This window comes from Stenotrophomonas sp. (assembly GCF_036662295.1).
Classification (GTDB): Bacteria; Pseudomonadota; Gammaproteobacteria; order Xanthomonadales; family Xanthomonadaceae; genus Stenotrophomonas.
The window spans coordinates 88,113-103,438 of sequence record NZ_JAVWXA010000001.1; the positions used below are offsets into that span (position 1 = coordinate 88,113).

A 15,326-nucleotide genomic window follows, 5' to 3' on the forward strand; every position below is an offset into this window, starting at 1 on the left:
TCAACGGTATCGGCAGTCGTTTGGGAACCGACCCTACCGCCTCACCGGCGTCCTCTACGGATGCCGGTGAGACGCTGTTTCACTCCGCTTCGCTGGGCTTCACCCGGAACCACGCCGCATACAACGCCGGCAGGAACACCAGCGTCAGCACCGTGCCGACGATCAACCCGCCCATGATCGAGATCGCCATCGAGCCATAGAACGCACTGCGCGACAACGGGATCATCGCCAGCACCGCCGCCAGCGCGGTCAGCACGATCGGGCGGAAACGGCGCACGGTGGCGTCGATGATGGCGTGCCAGCGATCGTGCCCGGCGTCGATGTCCTGCTGGATCTGGTCGATCAGGATCACCGAGTTGCGCATGATCATGCCGGCCAGCGCGATCGTGCCCAGCAGCGCCACGAAGCCGAACGGCGCGCGGAACAGCAGCAGGAACAACGTGGCGCCGATCATGCCCAGCGGCGCGGTCACCAGCACCATCGCCGCGCGCGAGAAGCTGCGCAGCTGCAGCATCAGCAGCGTGGCCACCACGATCAGGAACAGCGGCATGCCGGCCTTGATCGAGTCCTGGCCGCGCGCCGAATCCTCCACCGTGCCACCGGTCTCCAGCAGGTAGCCGCTGGGCAGCGCCGCACGGATGCCATCCAGCGTCGGCAGGATCTGCTGCACCACGTCCAGCGGCTGCTTGCCATCGCCGATGTCGGCACGCACGGTCACCGTCGGCAGGCGGTTGCGATGCCAGATGATGCCGTCTTCAAACACATACTCCAGGCGCGCCACCTGGGAAAGCGTCACCGGGGTGCCGCCGCTGGTGGGAATGGCCAGGCTGCCCAGCAGGCCCAGCTGGGCGCGCTCGTTGTCCGGCCCGCGCAGCAGCATCTCGATCTGGCGGTTGCCTTCGCGATAGGTGCTCACGCTCATGCCCGACAGCGAGCTGCTCAGGAACTGGCTGACCTGGGCACTGCTCACGCCCAGCGCGCGCGCACGGTCCTGGTCCAGCACCAGCCGCACCACCTTGCTCGGCTCGCTCCAGTCCAGGTTCACGTTGGTCACGTGCGGGTTTTCCCGCACCTTGGCCTCCACCTGGCGCGCGATCGCCTGCACCTGCGCGATGTGCTCGCCGGACACGCGCATCTGCACCGGGTAGCCCACCGGCGGGCCGTTCTCCAGCCGCGTCACGCGCATCTGCACGTCCGGGAACTGCGGGATCACCTCCTTCAGCAGCCAGTCGCGCGTGGCCTCGCGGGCCTCGGCGTCGTCGGTGAGCACCACGAACTGGGAGAAGTTGGTGGCCGGCAGCTGCTGGTCCAGCGGCAGGTAGAAACGCGGCGAACCGGTGCCCACGTAGGCCACGTAGTTGCGGATGCCCGCGCGGCCCTTGAGCAGCTTCTCCAGCTTGCCGGCCTGGGCCTGGGTGGCCTGCAGCGACGCGCCCTCGGCCAGCTCGATGTCCACCATCAGCTCCGGCCGGGTCGAATCGGGGAAGAACTGCTGCGGCACGAAGCGGAAAATCAGCAGCGAGAACACGAACAGTGCCGCGGTCGCCGCGATCACCCACCAGCGGTGGCGCAGGCAACGGTCCAGGAACCGCCGGAAGCGCGTATAGAACGGCCGCTGGTACGGGTCGTGGTCGTGATCGTGCGCCTTGGGCGCGATCCAGCGCGCCAGCGCCGGATGGCGGTCGGCCCAGGCCAGGCGCCGCGCGTGCCAGCGCCCGGCCAGGCTGTCCGGCTTGGGCGGCTGCGGATTGAACAGGTCCGGCAGCATCTTGTCGCCCAGGTAGGGGATGAACAGCACCGCGGCGATCCAGGACACCACCAGCGCGATGGTCACCACCTGGAACAGCGAGCGGGTGTACTCGCCGGTGCTGGAGGCGGCCGTGGCGATCGGCAGGAAGCCGGCGGCGGTGATCAGCGTGCCGGTCAGCATCGGGAAGGCCGTCGATTCCCAGGCAAAACTGGCCGCGCGCAGGCGGTCATAGCCCTGTTCCATCTTGGTGGCCATCATCTCCACCGCGATGATCGCATCGTCCACCAGCAGGCCGAGTGCCAGCACCAGCGCGCCCAGCGAGATCTTGTGCAGGCCGATGTCGAAGTAGTGCATGACAAAGAACGTCATCGCCAGCACCAGCGGGATGGTCACGCCCACCACCAGCCCGGTGCGCAGGCCCAGCGAGAAGAAGCTGACCAGCAGCACGATCACCACCGCCTCGGTGAGCACCTGCACGAACTCGCCCACCGATTCTTCCACCGCGTGCGGCTGGTCGGAGACTTTGCGCAGGTGCATGCCCGCCGGCAGGGTCTTCTGCAGGCGCTCGAACTCGGCATCCAGGGTGGCGCCGAGTTTCAGGATGTCACCGCCGTCCTTCATCGCCACCGCGATGCCGATGGCGTCTTCGCCCATGAAGCGCATCTTCGGCGAGGCCGGGTCGGCAAAACCGCGCTTGATCTGCGCGATATCCCCCAGGTGCACGGTGCGGTCGCCGGCCTGGATCGGGAAGCGCCGGATGTCGTCCACGCTCTGGAACTGGCCGGTCACGCGCAGCTGCACGCGGTCGGTGGGGGTCTCGAAGAAGCTGGTCGCGGCGATCGCGTTCTGGTCGGCCAGCGCCTGCTGCACCTGCTGCAACGACACGCCCAGCGTGGCCAGCTTGGTGTTGGACAGCTCGATCCAGACCTTCTCGTCCTGCAGGCCCTCCAGTTCGATCTTGCCCACGTCCGGCACCCGCTGCAGCTCCAGCTGGATGCGGTCGGCGTAATCGCGCATCACCGCATAGTCGAAGCCCTGCCCGGTGAGGGCGTAGATGTTGCCGAAGGTGTCGCCGAACTCGTCATTGAAGAACGGCCCGACGATCTCGCGCGGCAGGCTCGGCTTGATGTCGCCCACGCGCTTGCGCACCTGGTACCACAGGTCCGGGATCGCCTTGGAGCGCAGGCTGTCGCGGGCGGCGAAGATCACCTGGGATTCGCCCGGGCGCGAGTACGAACGGATGAACTCGTACTGCCCGGTGTTCAGCAGCGCCTTCTCGATCGGCTCGGTGACCTGGCGCGAGACCTGCTCGGCGGTGGCGCCCGGCCACATCGTGCGCACCACCATCACCTTGAAGGTAAACGGCGGATCCTCGGACTGGCCCAGGTGCTTGTACGACCAGGCACCGATGATGGCGAAGGCGAGCATGGCAAACAGCACCAGCGCGCGATTGCCCAGCGCCCACTCGGAAAGATTGAAGCGGCGCACGGCTCAGTGCCCCTTGCCGGGGGCCGGGGCCCGCACCGGCTGGTTCTGCCGGTCCACCGGGGTCACTACCTGGCCTTCGCGCAGCAGGTGGCCGCCGGCGGCCACCACCCAGTCACCGGCGCCCACGCCGGACAGCACCGGCACCGCCTCGGCGCCATAGGCCCCCACGGTGACCGGGGTGGCCTTGAGCGCACCGGTGGCCGGATTGACCACCCACACGCTGGCCTTGCCATCGGCGCCCCGCTGCACGGCGGCCAGCGGCAGTTGCAGCGTGCCGCTGCGACCGGCGCTGGCGAACACGCGCGCGCTCTGGCCCAGCTCCACCTCGGCCAGCGCCGCCGGCGCCAGGCTCACGCGGGTGGCGTAGGTACGTGCCTGCGCATCGGCGGCCGGGGCAATCTCGCGGATCGTGCCGGGCAGCAGCTGGCCCGGGCGGTTCCACAGTTCCACCTGCACCGCCTGGCCCACCTGGTAGTCGCGGATGCTGCTTTCCGGCAGCGCGATCAGCACCTCGCGACCGCCGTCGGCGGCCAGGGTGAACACCGTCTGCCCGGCGCTGACCACCTGCCCGGCCTCGGCCTGGCGGCTGGCGATCACGCCATCGGTGGGCGCGCGCAGCTGCGCATACCCGGCCTGGTTGCGGGCCACGGCCAGGTTGGCGCGGGCCGCGTTGGCCTGGCCCTGGGCGGCCTTGAAGGCGGCGGTCTGCTGGTCCAGCGCCGAGCGGCTCACCAGCTGGTCTTCGGCCAGCTTGGCATAGCGCTTCTGGTCGTCGCGGGCGCGCACCAGGTCCGCTTCGGCGGCGGCCAGCTGGGCCTGCGAGGCGGCGGCCTGGGAGGCGTAGTCGGCCGCGTCCAGCTCGGCCAGCAGGTCGCCCTTGCGCACGCGCTGGCCGGCATCGACCACGCGCTTGACCAGGTTGCCCCCCACCCGGAACGACAGCGGGCTTTCCTGGCGCGCGTGGATCTCGCCGGGATAGGCCGCCGCTTCCTGGCCGGCCACGGTGCCCGGATGCACCACCAGCACCGGGATCGCCGCCACCGGCTCGGCGTCCTGCTTGCCGCACGCCGCCAGCACCACCAGCAGCATCGCGCCGCCCACCCATCGCATGTTTTTCATGAGGTACAGGACCTGAGAAGAATTCCGGAAGAACGCGCCGGCAACATACTGTTGCAACGCGGCCAATAGTGAACCAGCCGGTATAGTATAAATATCGAACCGATTGGTCTAGTATTGTTTGAATGACTGATCCAACCTCTCCCGCCCTGCCCGCCAAGCCGGCCGCCAAGGCCTCCGGACCGGGCCGTCCGAAGGACCTGGGCAAACGTGCGGCCATCCTGGAGGCGGCCAAGTCGCTGTTCGTCGAACAGGGCTACAACGGGGTCAGCATGGACAGTATCGCGGCCCAAGCCGGCGTATCGAAGCTGACCGTTTACAGCCACTTCGGCGACAAAGAGACCCTTTTCACCGAAGCTGTGAAGTCCACCTGCGTCGCCATGCTGCCCGACGCGCTGTTCGTCACCGATGACGATGCGCCCCTGCACGGCCAGCTCATGGGCATCGGGCATGCGTTCTTCAGCATGATCACCTCCGCCGAGGCGGTGGCCGTGCAGCGGGTGATGATGGCCCCGGAGACCGACGACCGCCTGCGCGAGATGTTCTGGGTGGCCGGCCCGCAGCGCACCACCGACGCGCTGGCCGAGTTCTTGCGGGCCCGGGTGACGCGGGGCGAACTGGAGATCGAGGACTGCCAGACCGCCGCGCTGCAGCTGATGACACTGCTCAAAGGCGAGCTGCATACGCATATGATGTGCGGGCTGCGACCGACCCCGGCCGACTGCGATGCCGATGCCCACGTGGGCGCCAGCGTCGCGTTTTTCCTGAGGGCGTACGCGCCGCGCCGACCGGCGTGACATCAAGATGAATGGACCGGAGGTCGCGGTGACTTCCGGCACTGCGACCCCGGCGCGACGGCAGCGATGCTCTCAGCGCGCCGCCGGCTCCCGGCACCGGTAAAATGGCCGGCCCACTGCGCTGGAACGAGAACCCCCATGACGATCGATTACTCCCACGCCCGCGAACTGATGGTCGAACAGCAGATCCGTCCCTGGGACGTGCTGGAGATCCGCGTGCTCGATGTACTGGCACGCCTGCCGCGCGAAGCGTTCGTCGCTGAATCGCACAAGGCCCTGGCGTATGCCGATATCGAGCTGCCGCTGGGCTTTGGCCAGAAGATGATGAAGCCGGTCATCGAAGGCCGCACCCTGCAGGCGCTGGACCTGCAGCCGGGCGAGGAAGTGTTGGAAATCGGCACCGGCAGCGGCTTCCTGAGCGCCTGCATGGGCGAGCTGGCGCGCGAAGTGCTGAGCCTGGAAATCCAGCCCGAGCTGGCCGCCGCCGCGCGTGCGCGCCTGGATGCCGCCGGCCTGGGCAACAACGTGCGGATCGAGACCGCCGACGCGCTGGCCTGGGAGACCGACCGCCGCTTCGACGCGATCTGCGTGACCGCTGCGGTGGACACCATCCCGTCACGTTTCACCCAGTGGCTGCGTCCGGGTGGCCGTCTGTTCGTGATCCGCGGCCAGTCGCCGGTCATGGAAGCGGTGCTGGTCAAGGCCGATGGCAGCACCGAGTCGCTGTTTGAAACCGATATCGATTACCTGCGCGGTGCCGCTCCGGCGCCCCAGTTCCAACTCTGAGTCCAAGGAAGCCGCAATGATCCGCCGATCCCTCGCTATTGCGCTGGCCGCCGCCCTGCTGCCGATGACCGCCTCTGCCGCCGACCTGCTGCAGGTCTACGAAATGGCGCGCAATGGCGACCCGCAGCTGTCCGCCGCCGAGTCGACCCGCCTGTATGACAAGGAAGGGGCCGTGCAGGCGCGCGCCGCGCTGCTGCCGCAGCTCAATGGCGAGGCTTCGCTCAACCGTACCCGCACCGCGCCGGACTACGACGTGAGCTCGCAGTCGTTCACCACCAAGAGCCGCAGCTACACCATCAACGGCTCCCAGACGCTGTTCAACTTCACCCAGTTCGCCAACCTGCGTTCGCAGCGCGACCTGAGCAAGGCGGCCGACTTCACCCTGGATTCGGCCAACGACAGCCTGATCGTGCGCACCTCGGCGGCGTACTTCAACGTGCTGGTGGCGATCGAATCGCTGACCGCTGCGCAGACCAACGAAGCGGCGGCCAAGAAGCAGTTCGACTTCGCCGACAAGCGCCTGGAAGTGGGCCTGGCCCCGATCACCGACGTGCATGAAGCGCGCGCCCAGTACGACCAGGCCCGCGCCAATACGATCGTCGCGCAGAACACCCTGGCCGACAGCTACCAGGCGCTGACCGAACTGACCGGCCAGCCGGTGGCCGACCTGCGTGCCCTGCCGGCCGACTTCCGCCCGGAACTGCCGGCCAAGTACGCGCAGATCGACCAACTGGTGGGCGAGGCCGTGGCGCAGAACCCGGCGCTGAAGGCGCAGGAACTGAAGGTCAGCGCCGCCGAGTCCGGCGTGTCGGCCGCGCGTGGTGGCCACTACCCGACCCTGTCGCTGGGTGCCAACGTGGGCAAGTCGGCCAGCTGGGGCGACGTGGTGGGGAGCGGCAGCGGCAGCAGCTTCAGCCCGGACCGCCGCACCAACAGCGTCGGCCTGACCCTGAACGTGCCGATCTTCTCCGGTGGCGCCACCCAGTCCGGCGTTCGCCAGGCGCTGGCCCAGCGTGACATCGCCCAGGACGGCTACGAGCAGCAGAAGCGCGCGCTCGACCGCAACACCCGCAACGCCTACCAGGTGCTGGTGGCCGGCATCAGCGAAGTGGAAGCCCGTCGCCTGGCCGTGGTCTCGGCACAGAGCGCCTACGACGCCTCGCAGGTGGGCCTGGAAGTGGGCACGCGCACCGTGCTGGACGTGATCCAGAACCAGCGCATCCTGTTCTCGGCGCAGCTGGATTACGCCAACGCGCGCTACACCTTCCTGCAGAACCGCCTGCAGCTGGGCCAGGCCGTGGGCACGCTGGACATCGCCGAACTGCAGGACATCAATCGCCTGCTGACCCAGGCCGCCGCCACGCCGAGCACCCAGGTCAACTGAGCTGCAGCACAGGCGTTGGATGAAAAACCACCCGCACGCGGGTGGTTTTTTTTTGCGTGCGCTTCCTTACCGGCAGGTAGAGCCACCCCATGGGTGGCTGCACGCATCGGCGAAAGAATCACGCCCCGGAAGGCCCCTCAAACTCCCCCACCCTCCCCACCACCGCCCGCGCCAGACCAGTCGATCACGACACCCCATCGCACATCCCGGCCCACGCCGATTTCCCGCAAAAAGAACACATCCCAGCGTTTGCAGCGGTGCGTCGGGATGCCGGTTCTATACCTTGGTATCAGCCGCGCAAAAGCGCTTGACCCCGCCACCGGCGCTGTCTACCTTGCGCCCCGCACCGCCTTCCTTCCTCCCCAGAGACCCCTCCTTGGACAGTCATAGTCGACCTCGTTGCTGCGCCTGAGCCGACGCACCCGCTGACCCCAAGGTTGGCCCCGTCCGCAAAGGACGGGGCTTGCCCGCGCATCGCATGATGCGCCCGCCTCGCATCACCTGCATCGCCGTTTCCAACGACCCCGACGAGGGTGCCGCTGGCGTTTCCGATTGCCTGGAGATTGCCCATGCACCACTGCCGTGTACTGGTCCCGCTGTTGTTGAGCGCGGCCGTGCTTCCCTTCGATACCCGCGCCGCCGCCAGCCTGCTGGTGGACGATGCCAGCATCACCGATCCGCGCCACTGCCAGCTGGAAAGCTGGGTGCGGCACAGCCGTGACGGCCAGGAGTGGACCGCCGTGCCGGCCTGCACCGTGGCCGATACCGAATGGTCGCTCGGCCTGACCCGCGCGCCGGGGCAGAACACCCCGCAGTGGGCCGTCGGCGCCAAGCGCGTGCTGGTGCCCCGCACGTCGCGGCGCTGGGGCCTGGCCGCCAGCGTCGGCTGGGACGGCACCGCGCATCGTCCGCGCGGCGATGACTGGAACCTCACGGTCCCACTGACTGTCGCGCTGGATGCGCAGGAGCGTGCACAGCTGCACCTCAACCTGGGCTGGGCACACCACCCCCACGCGCGCGGCCGCACCGCTGGCGTCGGCATGGAGATCGCGCTGCACCGCCACTGGGCACTGCTGGCCGAAAGCGCGCGCGATGCCGAGCACCAACGCCGCAGCCAGCTCGGCGTGCGCCGGGCGCTATGGCCCGGGGCCAGCGTCGATCTGCTGGTCGGGCACGTGCACCACCACCCCGATGGCCGCTGGCTGGCGCTGGGCCTCAACCTCGCCGCCCTGCCCTGACCCTTCCGCGCGCACACCCAGCGCCTACTGCTTTTTCTGGAGATACCCATGAACCGCGAAGACCTCCTGTTCTCGATCCGCACCCTGCTCCGTTCGCACGATGCCGCCGCCTTTGCCGCCATCGCCGACACCACCCACGCGCTTGACCTGGTCGAAGCGCTGGACCTGTTCGGCACCGAGGCCACGCTGGCGTTGCTGATGCTGCTGCCCGTGCCCGCCCGTGCCGAGCTGTTCGCCCATTTCCCCGACGGTGCCCAGGACGCGCTGATCACCGCCATGCCGCGCGCGGCGGTGGTGGCCTTGTTCGAACACCTGCCTTCCGATGACCGCGCCGACCTCTACCACCGCCTCGACGCACCCGCGCGCCAGCACCTGCTGCCGGCCCTGGCCAAGGCCGAGCGCGACGACCTGCTGCGGATGGCCGCCTATCCGGAAGGCACGGTGGGCGCGGTCACCACCTCCGACTACGCCTGCCTGGCCCCGCAGATGACCGTGGCCGAGGCCATCACCCACCTGCGCAGCACCGGGCTGGACAAGGAAACCATCAACATCCTCTTCGTGCTCGACGAAGACCAGCGCCTGCGCGGCAGCGTGGCGTTGCGCGAGCTGGTGCTGGCCGAGGGCGGCACGCCCATCGCCTCGATCATGCGCAACCCGCCCACCACCGCCGATGCGTACTGGCCGCAGCTGCAGGCGGCTGAACTGATCCGCCGCTACGACCTGCTGGCATTGCCGGTCACCCATGCCGACGGCCGCATGATCGGCATCGTCACCGTGGACGATGCGATGGACATCGAGAAGCAGCAGGACGCCTCGCAGCTCGCCCGCTTCGGCGGCACGGTGAGTGCGCAGGGCAACGACCTGGACGTGCGCAGCACGCCGTTGGCGCAGATGTTCCGCGTGCGCGTGTTCTGGCTGGCGATCCTCACCGGCTTCGGCATCCTCACCAGCACCTTCGTGGCCGCGCAGGAAGCGCTGCTGTCCCAGGTGATCGTGCTGGCCGCGTTCATCGCCCCGATCGTGGACATGGGCGGCAACACGGGCAGCCAGTCGGCCACGCTGGTGATCCGCAGCATGGCGCTGGGCGAGTTGACGCTGCGCTGGCGCGACGTGGGCTTTGTGATCCGGCGCGAACTGCCGGTGGCCGCCGGGCTGGGCGTCACCATCGCACTGCTGGAGGCGATCCTGGCCTACTTCAGCAAGGGCGTGGGCATGGACGTGCTGCTGGTGGTGGGCTGCAGCATGCTGGTGTGCACCGCGCTGGGCGGCATCATCGGCGCGCTGCTGCCGTTCGCCGCGCGCCGCATCGGCACCGATCCGGCCACGCTGTCCTCGCCGATGATCACCTCGATCATGGACCTGGTCGGGGTGTTCATCTACTTCGGCTTCGCCTACCTGTTCCTGGGCGACCTGCTGCTGGCAGCGGCGTAAGCGGGAACGCGCCGCCGGTGCTCACTCCACCGGCGGCGGCAGGTGCGGGGCGATCAGCGCCACGGTGCGCTCCAACGCGCCGCGCCCGTTGCTGACCAGCATGCAACCGGCGCGGGCCATGTCTTCGCGGGCCTGCGGATCGCGCAGCAGGGTGAGCAGGGCATCGCCCACGCCCTGCGCATCCTCGGCGATCACCACCGCGCCGGCCTCGCGCATGCGCCGGGAGATCTCGGCGAAGTTGTGCAGGTGCGGGCCGGTCACCGCCGCGGTGCCCATGGCGGCCGGCTCCAGCAGGTTGTGGCCACCGATGGCCTGCAGGCTGCCGCCCACGAACGCCACCTGCGCGCACCCGTAGAAGGACATCAGCTCGCCCAGCGTATCGATCACGAACACATCGGTATCGGCCTGCGGCCATTGCTGCTGGCGGCGCGTGGCCACCTTCCAGCCCTGCTCGCGGGCCAGCGCCTCCACCCGCGGGAACCGCTCGGGGTGGCGCGGCGCCCACAACAGCAGCAGGCCGGGCAGCGCCTCGCGCAGGCGCCGGTGCAGGTCGACGGTGGTCTGTTCTTCGCCTTCATGGGTGCTGGCGGCGATCCAGACCGGGCGGTCGGCGGGCACCAGCGCGTGGAACTGGGCGACGAAGCCCTGCACGTTGGGCGCGGCGATATCGAACTTGAGGTTGCCCAGCGCCTGCACCTGTTCGGGCAGCGCGCCGAGGTGGATGAAGCGCTCGGCGTCATCCTGCGACTGGGCGGCCACGCAGGTGACGGTGCGCAGCGCGCGGCCGATCAACGCGCTCAGCAGGCGATAGCCGCGCAGCGAGCGCGCCGACAGCCGCGCGTTGAGGATGTACACCGGAATGCCGCGGTCGCGGCAGCCGAACAGCAGGTTCGGCCACAGCTCGGTTTCCAGGATCAGCGCCAGGCTCGGCTTGAAGTGGCCGAGGAAGCGGCCGACGCTGCCGGGCACGTCGTACGGCAGGTACACGTGGTCCAGCGCATCGCCCCACAGCGCGCGCACGCGCTCGGAGCCGGTCGGGGTGATGGTGGTGATGACCCAGCGGATGTCCGGGCGCAGCTTGCGCAGCGCATTGACCAGCGGGGCGGCGGCGTTGACCTCGCCCACCGACACCGCGTGCAGCCACACCCGCGGCTGGCCGCTGGAATGCGGATAGGAGGCATAGCGCTCGTCCCAGCGCCGGAAGTACTCGCGCACCCGGAAGCCGCGCCAGACCAGGTGGTACACGGTGATCGGCAGCAACAGGTACAGCACGGCCGAGTACAGGCCGCGCAGGATCCATTCGACAGGGCTTTTGCGCATGCGCAGAGGATACGGGAGCGGCGCGGGGATGGCATCCCGCACCGCCGTGATGGGCCTGCCCGGACGCATCCATTAGAATCGAGGCCATGTCAGATAACGCTTCCACCGCCACCCGCCCGTCCCTGCGCGACCCGCGCAACTGGCCGATGTTCGCCGTCATGTTCGCCGCCTTCGGCGTGGCCCGGCTGCCCTGGCTGCTGCAGCGCGCGCTCGGCCGCGGCGTGGGCACCGTGGCCTACCGCCTGGCCGGCAGCCGCCGACGCGCGGCCGAGGTCAACCTGCGGCTGTGCTTCCCGGAAAAGGACGAGGCCTGGCGGCAGCGCCTGTTGCGCGACAGTTTCGACGCGCTGGGCGTGGGCATCTTCGAGTTCGCCCGCGCCTGGTGGGGCAGCATCGACCGCATCCGCCCGCAGGTGCAGATCGAAGGCCTGGAGCACCTCAAGCAGATGCAGGCCGAAGGCCGCGGCGTGCTGCTGGTCTCGGGCCACTTCATGACCCTGGAGATGTGCGGGCGCCTGCTGTGCGACCACGTGGACCTGTCGGGCATGTACCGCAAGCACCGCAACCCGGTGTATGAGTGGGCGGTCAAGTTCGGCCGGCTGCGCTATGCCAAGGCGATGTACGCCAACGAAGACATCCGCGCCACCGTCCGCCACCTCAAGAAGGGCGGCTTCCTCTGGTATGCGCCGGACCAGGACATGCGCGGCAAGGACACCGTGTTCGTGCCGTTCTTCGGCCACACCGCCGCCACCATCACCGCCACCCACCAGTTGGCGCGCATGACCGGCTGCGCGGTGGTGCCGTATTTCCACCGCCGCGAAGGCGGCCGGTATTTCCTCAAGATCGGCGCGCCGCTGGAACATTTCCCCAGCGACGATGTGGAAGCCGACACCGCTCGCGTCAACCAGGCCATCGAAGCCATGGTCCGCGAGGCCCCCGACCAGTACCTGTGGATCCACCGCCGCTTCAAGCGCCAGCCCGGTGGCCGCAGCGATTACTACCGGTAGCGCCACCCCATGGGTGGCTGCATCGGCGCCGGATCTCCGGGTAGCGCCACCCCATGGGTGGCTGCATCGGCGCCGGATTGAAGATCAGCCACGCATGGCGTGGCTCTACCACCGGTACCCTGCCCCAACCACGGTGGCTGCACGCAAACCCCGGATCGCCCCCCACGGGGCTGGCGATACCCCTTACCCCTCGTCCCTGGCCAACAGGCTGCCCGCATACAGCGCGGCCAGCAGCAGCGTCAGGCCGCCCCAGAAGGTGGAATAGAACGCCAGGTGGGTATTGAGCGGAAACACGGTGACCGCCAGCGCCAACATCGCCGGGCGTGCACGCTCGCGCGCCGGTAGCGGCGCGAAACGCCACGCGCGCCACGCCTGCGCCACCGCCGCCAGCCACAGCAGCAGGCCCAGCACGCCGGTTTCGGTCAGGATTTCCAGCACGATCTGGTGGGCATGCAACGCCGGGCCGTCGCCCCACACCTCCTGCGCCTGCGGGGCCGGGTTGCAGCCGGGATACGCGTCGCGGAAGCCGCGCGCGCCCACGCCGTTGATCGGATGGCCGGCGATCATGCAGCCGGCGGCTTCCCAGATCTGCGCGCGGCCGGACAAGGCCTGGTTCACGCCATCGCCCTCGCCTTCCCAGGCCATGGCGGTGCGCGCCACGCGCTCGCGCACCTGCGCCGAGCCCAGCCCCACCGCGACCGCCGCGACCAGGCCGATGGCCACGCAGGCCAGCAGGCCGCGCGCGCCCAGCAGGCGCCAGCCGGAAAACACCACCACCAAGGCATAGGTCAGCCATGCCGCGCGCGAGCCCGCCAGCAGCAGCACCACGCCCACCGCGGCGGCCGCCAGCGCCCAGCCCCAGACACCGGCACGGCGGGCGGCGGCAAACAACACGAAGGGCGACAGGCTGGCCAGCACCTGGCCGAACTTGAGGTTGCACGGCCCCAGCACGCCGCTGAGCCGGTCCACGGCCGCCATTTCCTGCGCGCTGCACAACCCGTGCCCGCTGACGGCCCACTTGAGCTGGTCCATCGACCAGAACAGCGGGCTGCCGCCGAACAGCGCCTGGGCCAGCGCATCCAGCGTCCACACCGCGGCGATCAGCGCGATGCCGCCCAGGGTGAGGCGACGGCGTTGCGGGGTGGCCACGGCAATCGCCACCAGCCACATGAAAGGCAGGTAGCGCAGGCCGGCGGCGGTCTTGCGCCAGGCGGTGGCCGGGTCGATCGCATCGAAGGCGGAAAATGCCTGCGGCAACCAATAGCCGAGGAACAGAATGCTGGTCAGCGCCCAGGCCGGCGCGCTCAACAGCCGCTGCTTGCCCTGCATGCGCAGCTGCACCATGCGCACCGCCGCGTAGCACGCCCCCAGCACCAGCACGCCCTCGGCGATGCCAGGCAGCGGCCACATCGCCACGAAGGCGAGCACCCACCACGGCGCCCAATGGCCGGCACGCGAGGCCGGGGAACCGGGCACGAGGGCCGGTTCAGCCGGCGAGGGAGGTGTAGAGCTGGAGCGTGTCACGCTGCATCGCCTGCAAGGTGAAGGGGATCCGCGCCGGCAGGCCGGGTGGGTGCTGCAGCAGGTGCCGCGCACGCGCCAGCAAGGCGGCGTCATCATGCAAGGCTACCGCACCGGACGGCTGCAGTTGGGCAAGCAGCTCGCCCACCCCGCCGTGGTCCCAGCCCAGCACCGGCCGCCCCACCGACAGCGCTTCGAGCACGGTGCGCCCGAACGCCTCGGCCTTGTCGGACAACTGCAGTACAAGGTCGCTGGCCGCATACGCCTGGGCGATGCGCGCGGTGGGCGCGGTCATCAGCACGGCCTCGGCCACGCCCAGCGCACGTGCCTGGGCCTCCAGTTCGGCCACGTAGGCCTCGCGACCCGGCTCGCGGGTGCCGGGCATCCACACGCGGGCGGGCACCCCGGCCGAGTGCAGGCCGGCCAGCAGCTGCAGCGCGTGCCGATGGCCCTTGAGGCGGGTGCCGCGACCAGGCAACAGCAGCAGCGGGCCCTCGCCTGCCAGCGCGGGATGCTGCCCGGCCACCGCCAGCCGCGCGCGGCGGTCGTTGCGCGCCACCCGCGGGAACTGCGCCACATCCACCCCGCGCGGGATGACCTGCAGGCGGTCGGCCGGCACGGCCGGATAATTGGCCAGGACGAAGTCGCGCACGCTGTTGGACACGCAGATGACGCGCTCGCCGCTGGTCATCACCGCGCTGTAGCGGCCCGGCGAATTGAGCCCGTGCACGGTGGTCACCCAATGCGGGCGCCCGGCGGCGGGTAGGTTGCGCACCGCATACAGGCCCAGCCACGCCGGCAGCCGCGAGCGGGCATGCACGATGTCCGCGCCGACCTCGGCAAACAGGTTGCGCAGGCTGCGCACGTGGCGAAGGGTCAGCAGCGATTTGCGGCCGATGTCCAGGGTGAGGTGCTCGGCCCCGCTGGCCAGCAGCGGTTCGACCAGGCGCCCACCGGCGGACACGACGATGGCCCGGTGGCCGGCGGCAACCAGGGCGGCGGCGATTTCAAGGGTGGAGCGTTCGACCCCGCCGGAGTGCAGCGCCGGCAGCAGCTGCACCACGGTCAGTCGGCGCACGGCGACGGCCGTGGCTCAGTCGGCCAGCACGAACACGGCGCCGCAGTACGGGCACTTGGCCTCGCCGTTGGGCTCGTCTTCGATCGGCAGGTACACGCGCGGATGCGAGTTCCACAGGGCCATTTCCGGGGTCGGGCAGCTCAGCGGCAGGTCGGCGCGATGCACGGTGTAGCGCTTCTCGGCGTTGGCGGGCGCAGTGGCGGTATGGCTCATGGCGTGGACACACAAAGGAATTGCGAAGGTGTCGATTCTAGCATCCGGCGCCGGCCCGGCCGCGCGTGGGCATCGAACGGGCGCTGCCGGCGCAGCGCGGCGGCGGAGGCCACTGCACCGCTCTTTTTAAATCGATCCAAAGACGCTGTCAATCGGCACCGCAACATCGCATTTTTCAGTGTTTGGATCGAACTAAA

The 15,326-nt window shown here is 69.5% G+C and carries 12 protein-coding genes; 6 read left to right on the forward strand and 6 right to left on the reverse strand.

Annotated elements, in window-relative coordinates; genetic code table 11:
* Positions 1 to 79 precede the first annotated feature (79 nt).
* Both RSA25_RS00400 and RSA25_RS00405 read right to left on the reverse strand, forming a co-directional pair.
* Positions 80 to 3,238 carry an efflux RND transporter permease subunit gene (locus tag RSA25_RS00400; RefSeq protein ID WP_332806938.1) on the reverse strand — a complete coding sequence of 1,053 codons (3,159 nt, stop codon included), beginning with the start codon at positions 3,236 to 3,238 and terminating at the stop codon, positions 80 to 82.
* A gap of 3 nt (positions 3,239 to 3,241) precedes the next feature.
* Positions 3,242 to 4,357 (reverse strand): efflux RND transporter periplasmic adaptor subunit, encoded by a 1,116-nt coding sequence (locus tag RSA25_RS00405; RefSeq protein ID WP_332806939.1) that lies wholly within the window; start codon positions 4,355 to 4,357, stop codon positions 3,242 to 3,244.
* 122 nt (positions 4,358 to 4,479) lie between these two features.
* Between RSA25_RS00405 and RSA25_RS00410 the strand changes: the two genes are divergently transcribed.
* From RSA25_RS00410 to mgtE, 5 genes are all read left to right on the forward strand, one after another.
* Complete coding sequence (locus RSA25_RS00410) at positions 4,480 to 5,151, forward strand: TetR/AcrR family transcriptional regulator (RefSeq protein ID WP_332806940.1); 672 nt, start codon at positions 4,480 to 4,482, stop codon at positions 5,149 to 5,151.
* Positions 5,152 to 5,289: 138 nt separating this feature from the next.
* On the forward strand, positions 5,290 to 5,937 hold the full coding sequence (locus RSA25_RS00415) for a protein-L-isoaspartate O-methyltransferase (protein WP_332806941.1): 648 nt from the start codon (positions 5,290 to 5,292) through the stop codon (positions 5,935 to 5,937).
* A 16-nt stretch (positions 5,938 to 5,953) separates the two neighbouring features.
* The gene (locus tag RSA25_RS00420) at positions 5,954 to 7,321 is read left to right on the forward strand and encodes a TolC family outer membrane protein (RefSeq protein WP_332806942.1); all 1,368 of its coding nucleotides are present in this window, start codon (positions 5,954 to 5,956) and stop codon (positions 7,319 to 7,321) included.
* A gap of 569 nt (positions 7,322 to 7,890) precedes the next feature.
* On the forward strand, positions 7,891 to 8,559 hold the full coding sequence (locus tag RSA25_RS00425; RefSeq protein WP_332806943.1) for a hypothetical protein: 669 nt from the start codon (positions 7,891 to 7,893) through the stop codon (positions 8,557 to 8,559).
* Between the two features lie 48 nt (positions 8,560 to 8,607).
* The gene (gene mgtE / locus RSA25_RS00430) at positions 8,608 to 9,990 is read left to right on the forward strand and encodes a magnesium transporter (RefSeq protein ID WP_332806944.1); all 1,383 of its coding nucleotides are present in this window, start codon (positions 8,608 to 8,610) and stop codon (positions 9,988 to 9,990) included.
* A 21-nt stretch (positions 9,991 to 10,011) separates the two neighbouring features.
* Here the strand turns inward: mgtE and waaA are convergent, their stop codons facing one another.
* The gene (waaA, locus tag RSA25_RS00435; protein ID WP_332806945.1) at positions 10,012 to 11,310 is read right to left on the reverse strand and encodes a lipid IV(A) 3-deoxy-D-manno-octulosonic acid transferase; all 1,299 of its coding nucleotides are present in this window, start codon (positions 11,308 to 11,310) and stop codon (positions 10,012 to 10,014) included.
* An 86-nt stretch (positions 11,311 to 11,396) separates the two neighbouring features.
* Here waaA and RSA25_RS00440 point away from each other — a divergent pair, with 86 nt between their 5' ends.
* Positions 11,397 to 12,317: an LpxL/LpxP family Kdo(2)-lipid IV(A) lauroyl/palmitoleoyl acyltransferase gene (locus tag RSA25_RS00440; protein WP_332806946.1), complete on the forward strand. Its 921-nt coding sequence runs from the start codon at positions 11,397 to 11,399 to the stop codon at positions 12,315 to 12,317.
* Positions 12,318 to 12,500: 183 nt separating this feature from the next.
* Here RSA25_RS00440 and RSA25_RS00445 read toward each other — a convergent pair whose 3' ends face one another.
* The 3 genes from RSA25_RS00445 to RSA25_RS00455 are packed head-to-tail and all read right to left on the reverse strand — an operon-like array spanning position 12,501 to position 15,129.
* On the reverse strand, positions 12,501 to 13,793 hold the full coding sequence (locus RSA25_RS00445; protein WP_332806947.1) for an O-antigen ligase family protein: 1,293 nt from the start codon (positions 13,791 to 13,793) through the stop codon (positions 12,501 to 12,503).
* Between the two features lie 10 nt (positions 13,794 to 13,803).
* A complete protein-coding gene (locus RSA25_RS00450) occupies positions 13,804 to 14,916 on the reverse strand; it encodes a glycosyltransferase (RefSeq protein ID WP_332806948.1) in 1,113 nt (370 codons plus the stop codon).
* Positions 14,917 to 14,931: 15 nt separating this feature from the next.
* Positions 14,932 to 15,129 (reverse strand): zinc-finger domain-containing protein, encoded by a 198-nt coding sequence (locus RSA25_RS00455; protein WP_128097818.1) that lies wholly within the window; start codon positions 15,127 to 15,129, stop codon positions 14,932 to 14,934.
* Positions 15,130 to 15,326 lie beyond the last annotated feature (197 nt).

Excerpts from the sequence above, each read along its gene's own strand:
- RSA25_RS00425 (WP_332806943.1), top strand. The coding sequence starts at position 7,891 with ATGCACCACTGCCGTGTACTGGTCCCGCTGTTGTTGAGCGCGGCCGTG.
- mgtE (WP_332806944.1), top strand. The coding sequence starts at position 8,608 with ATGAACCGCGAAGACCTCCTGTTCTCGATCCGCACCCTGCTCCGTTCG.
- RSA25_RS00410 (WP_332806940.1), top strand. The coding sequence starts at position 4,480 with ATGACTGATCCAACCTCTCCCGCCCTGCCCGCCAAGCCGGCCGCCAAG.
- RSA25_RS00415 (WP_332806941.1), top strand. The coding sequence starts at position 5,290 with ATGACGATCGATTACTCCCACGCCCGCGAACTGATGGTCGAACAGCAG.
- RSA25_RS00405 (WP_332806939.1), bottom strand. The coding sequence starts at position 4,357 with ATGAAAAACATGCGATGGGTGGGCGGCGCGATGCTGCTGGTGGTGCTG.
- waaA (WP_332806945.1), bottom strand. The coding sequence starts at position 11,310 with ATGCGCAAAAGCCCTGTCGAATGGATCCTGCGCGGCCTGTACTCGGCC.
- RSA25_RS00455 (WP_128097818.1), bottom strand. The coding sequence starts at position 15,129 with ATGAGCCATACCGCCACTGCGCCCGCCAACGCCGAGAAGCGCTACACC.
- RSA25_RS00420 (WP_332806942.1), top strand. The coding sequence starts at position 5,954 with ATGATCCGCCGATCCCTCGCTATTGCGCTGGCCGCCGCCCTGCTGCCG.
- RSA25_RS00440 (WP_332806946.1), top strand. The coding sequence starts at position 11,397 with ATGTCAGATAACGCTTCCACCGCCACCCGCCCGTCCCTGCGCGACCCG.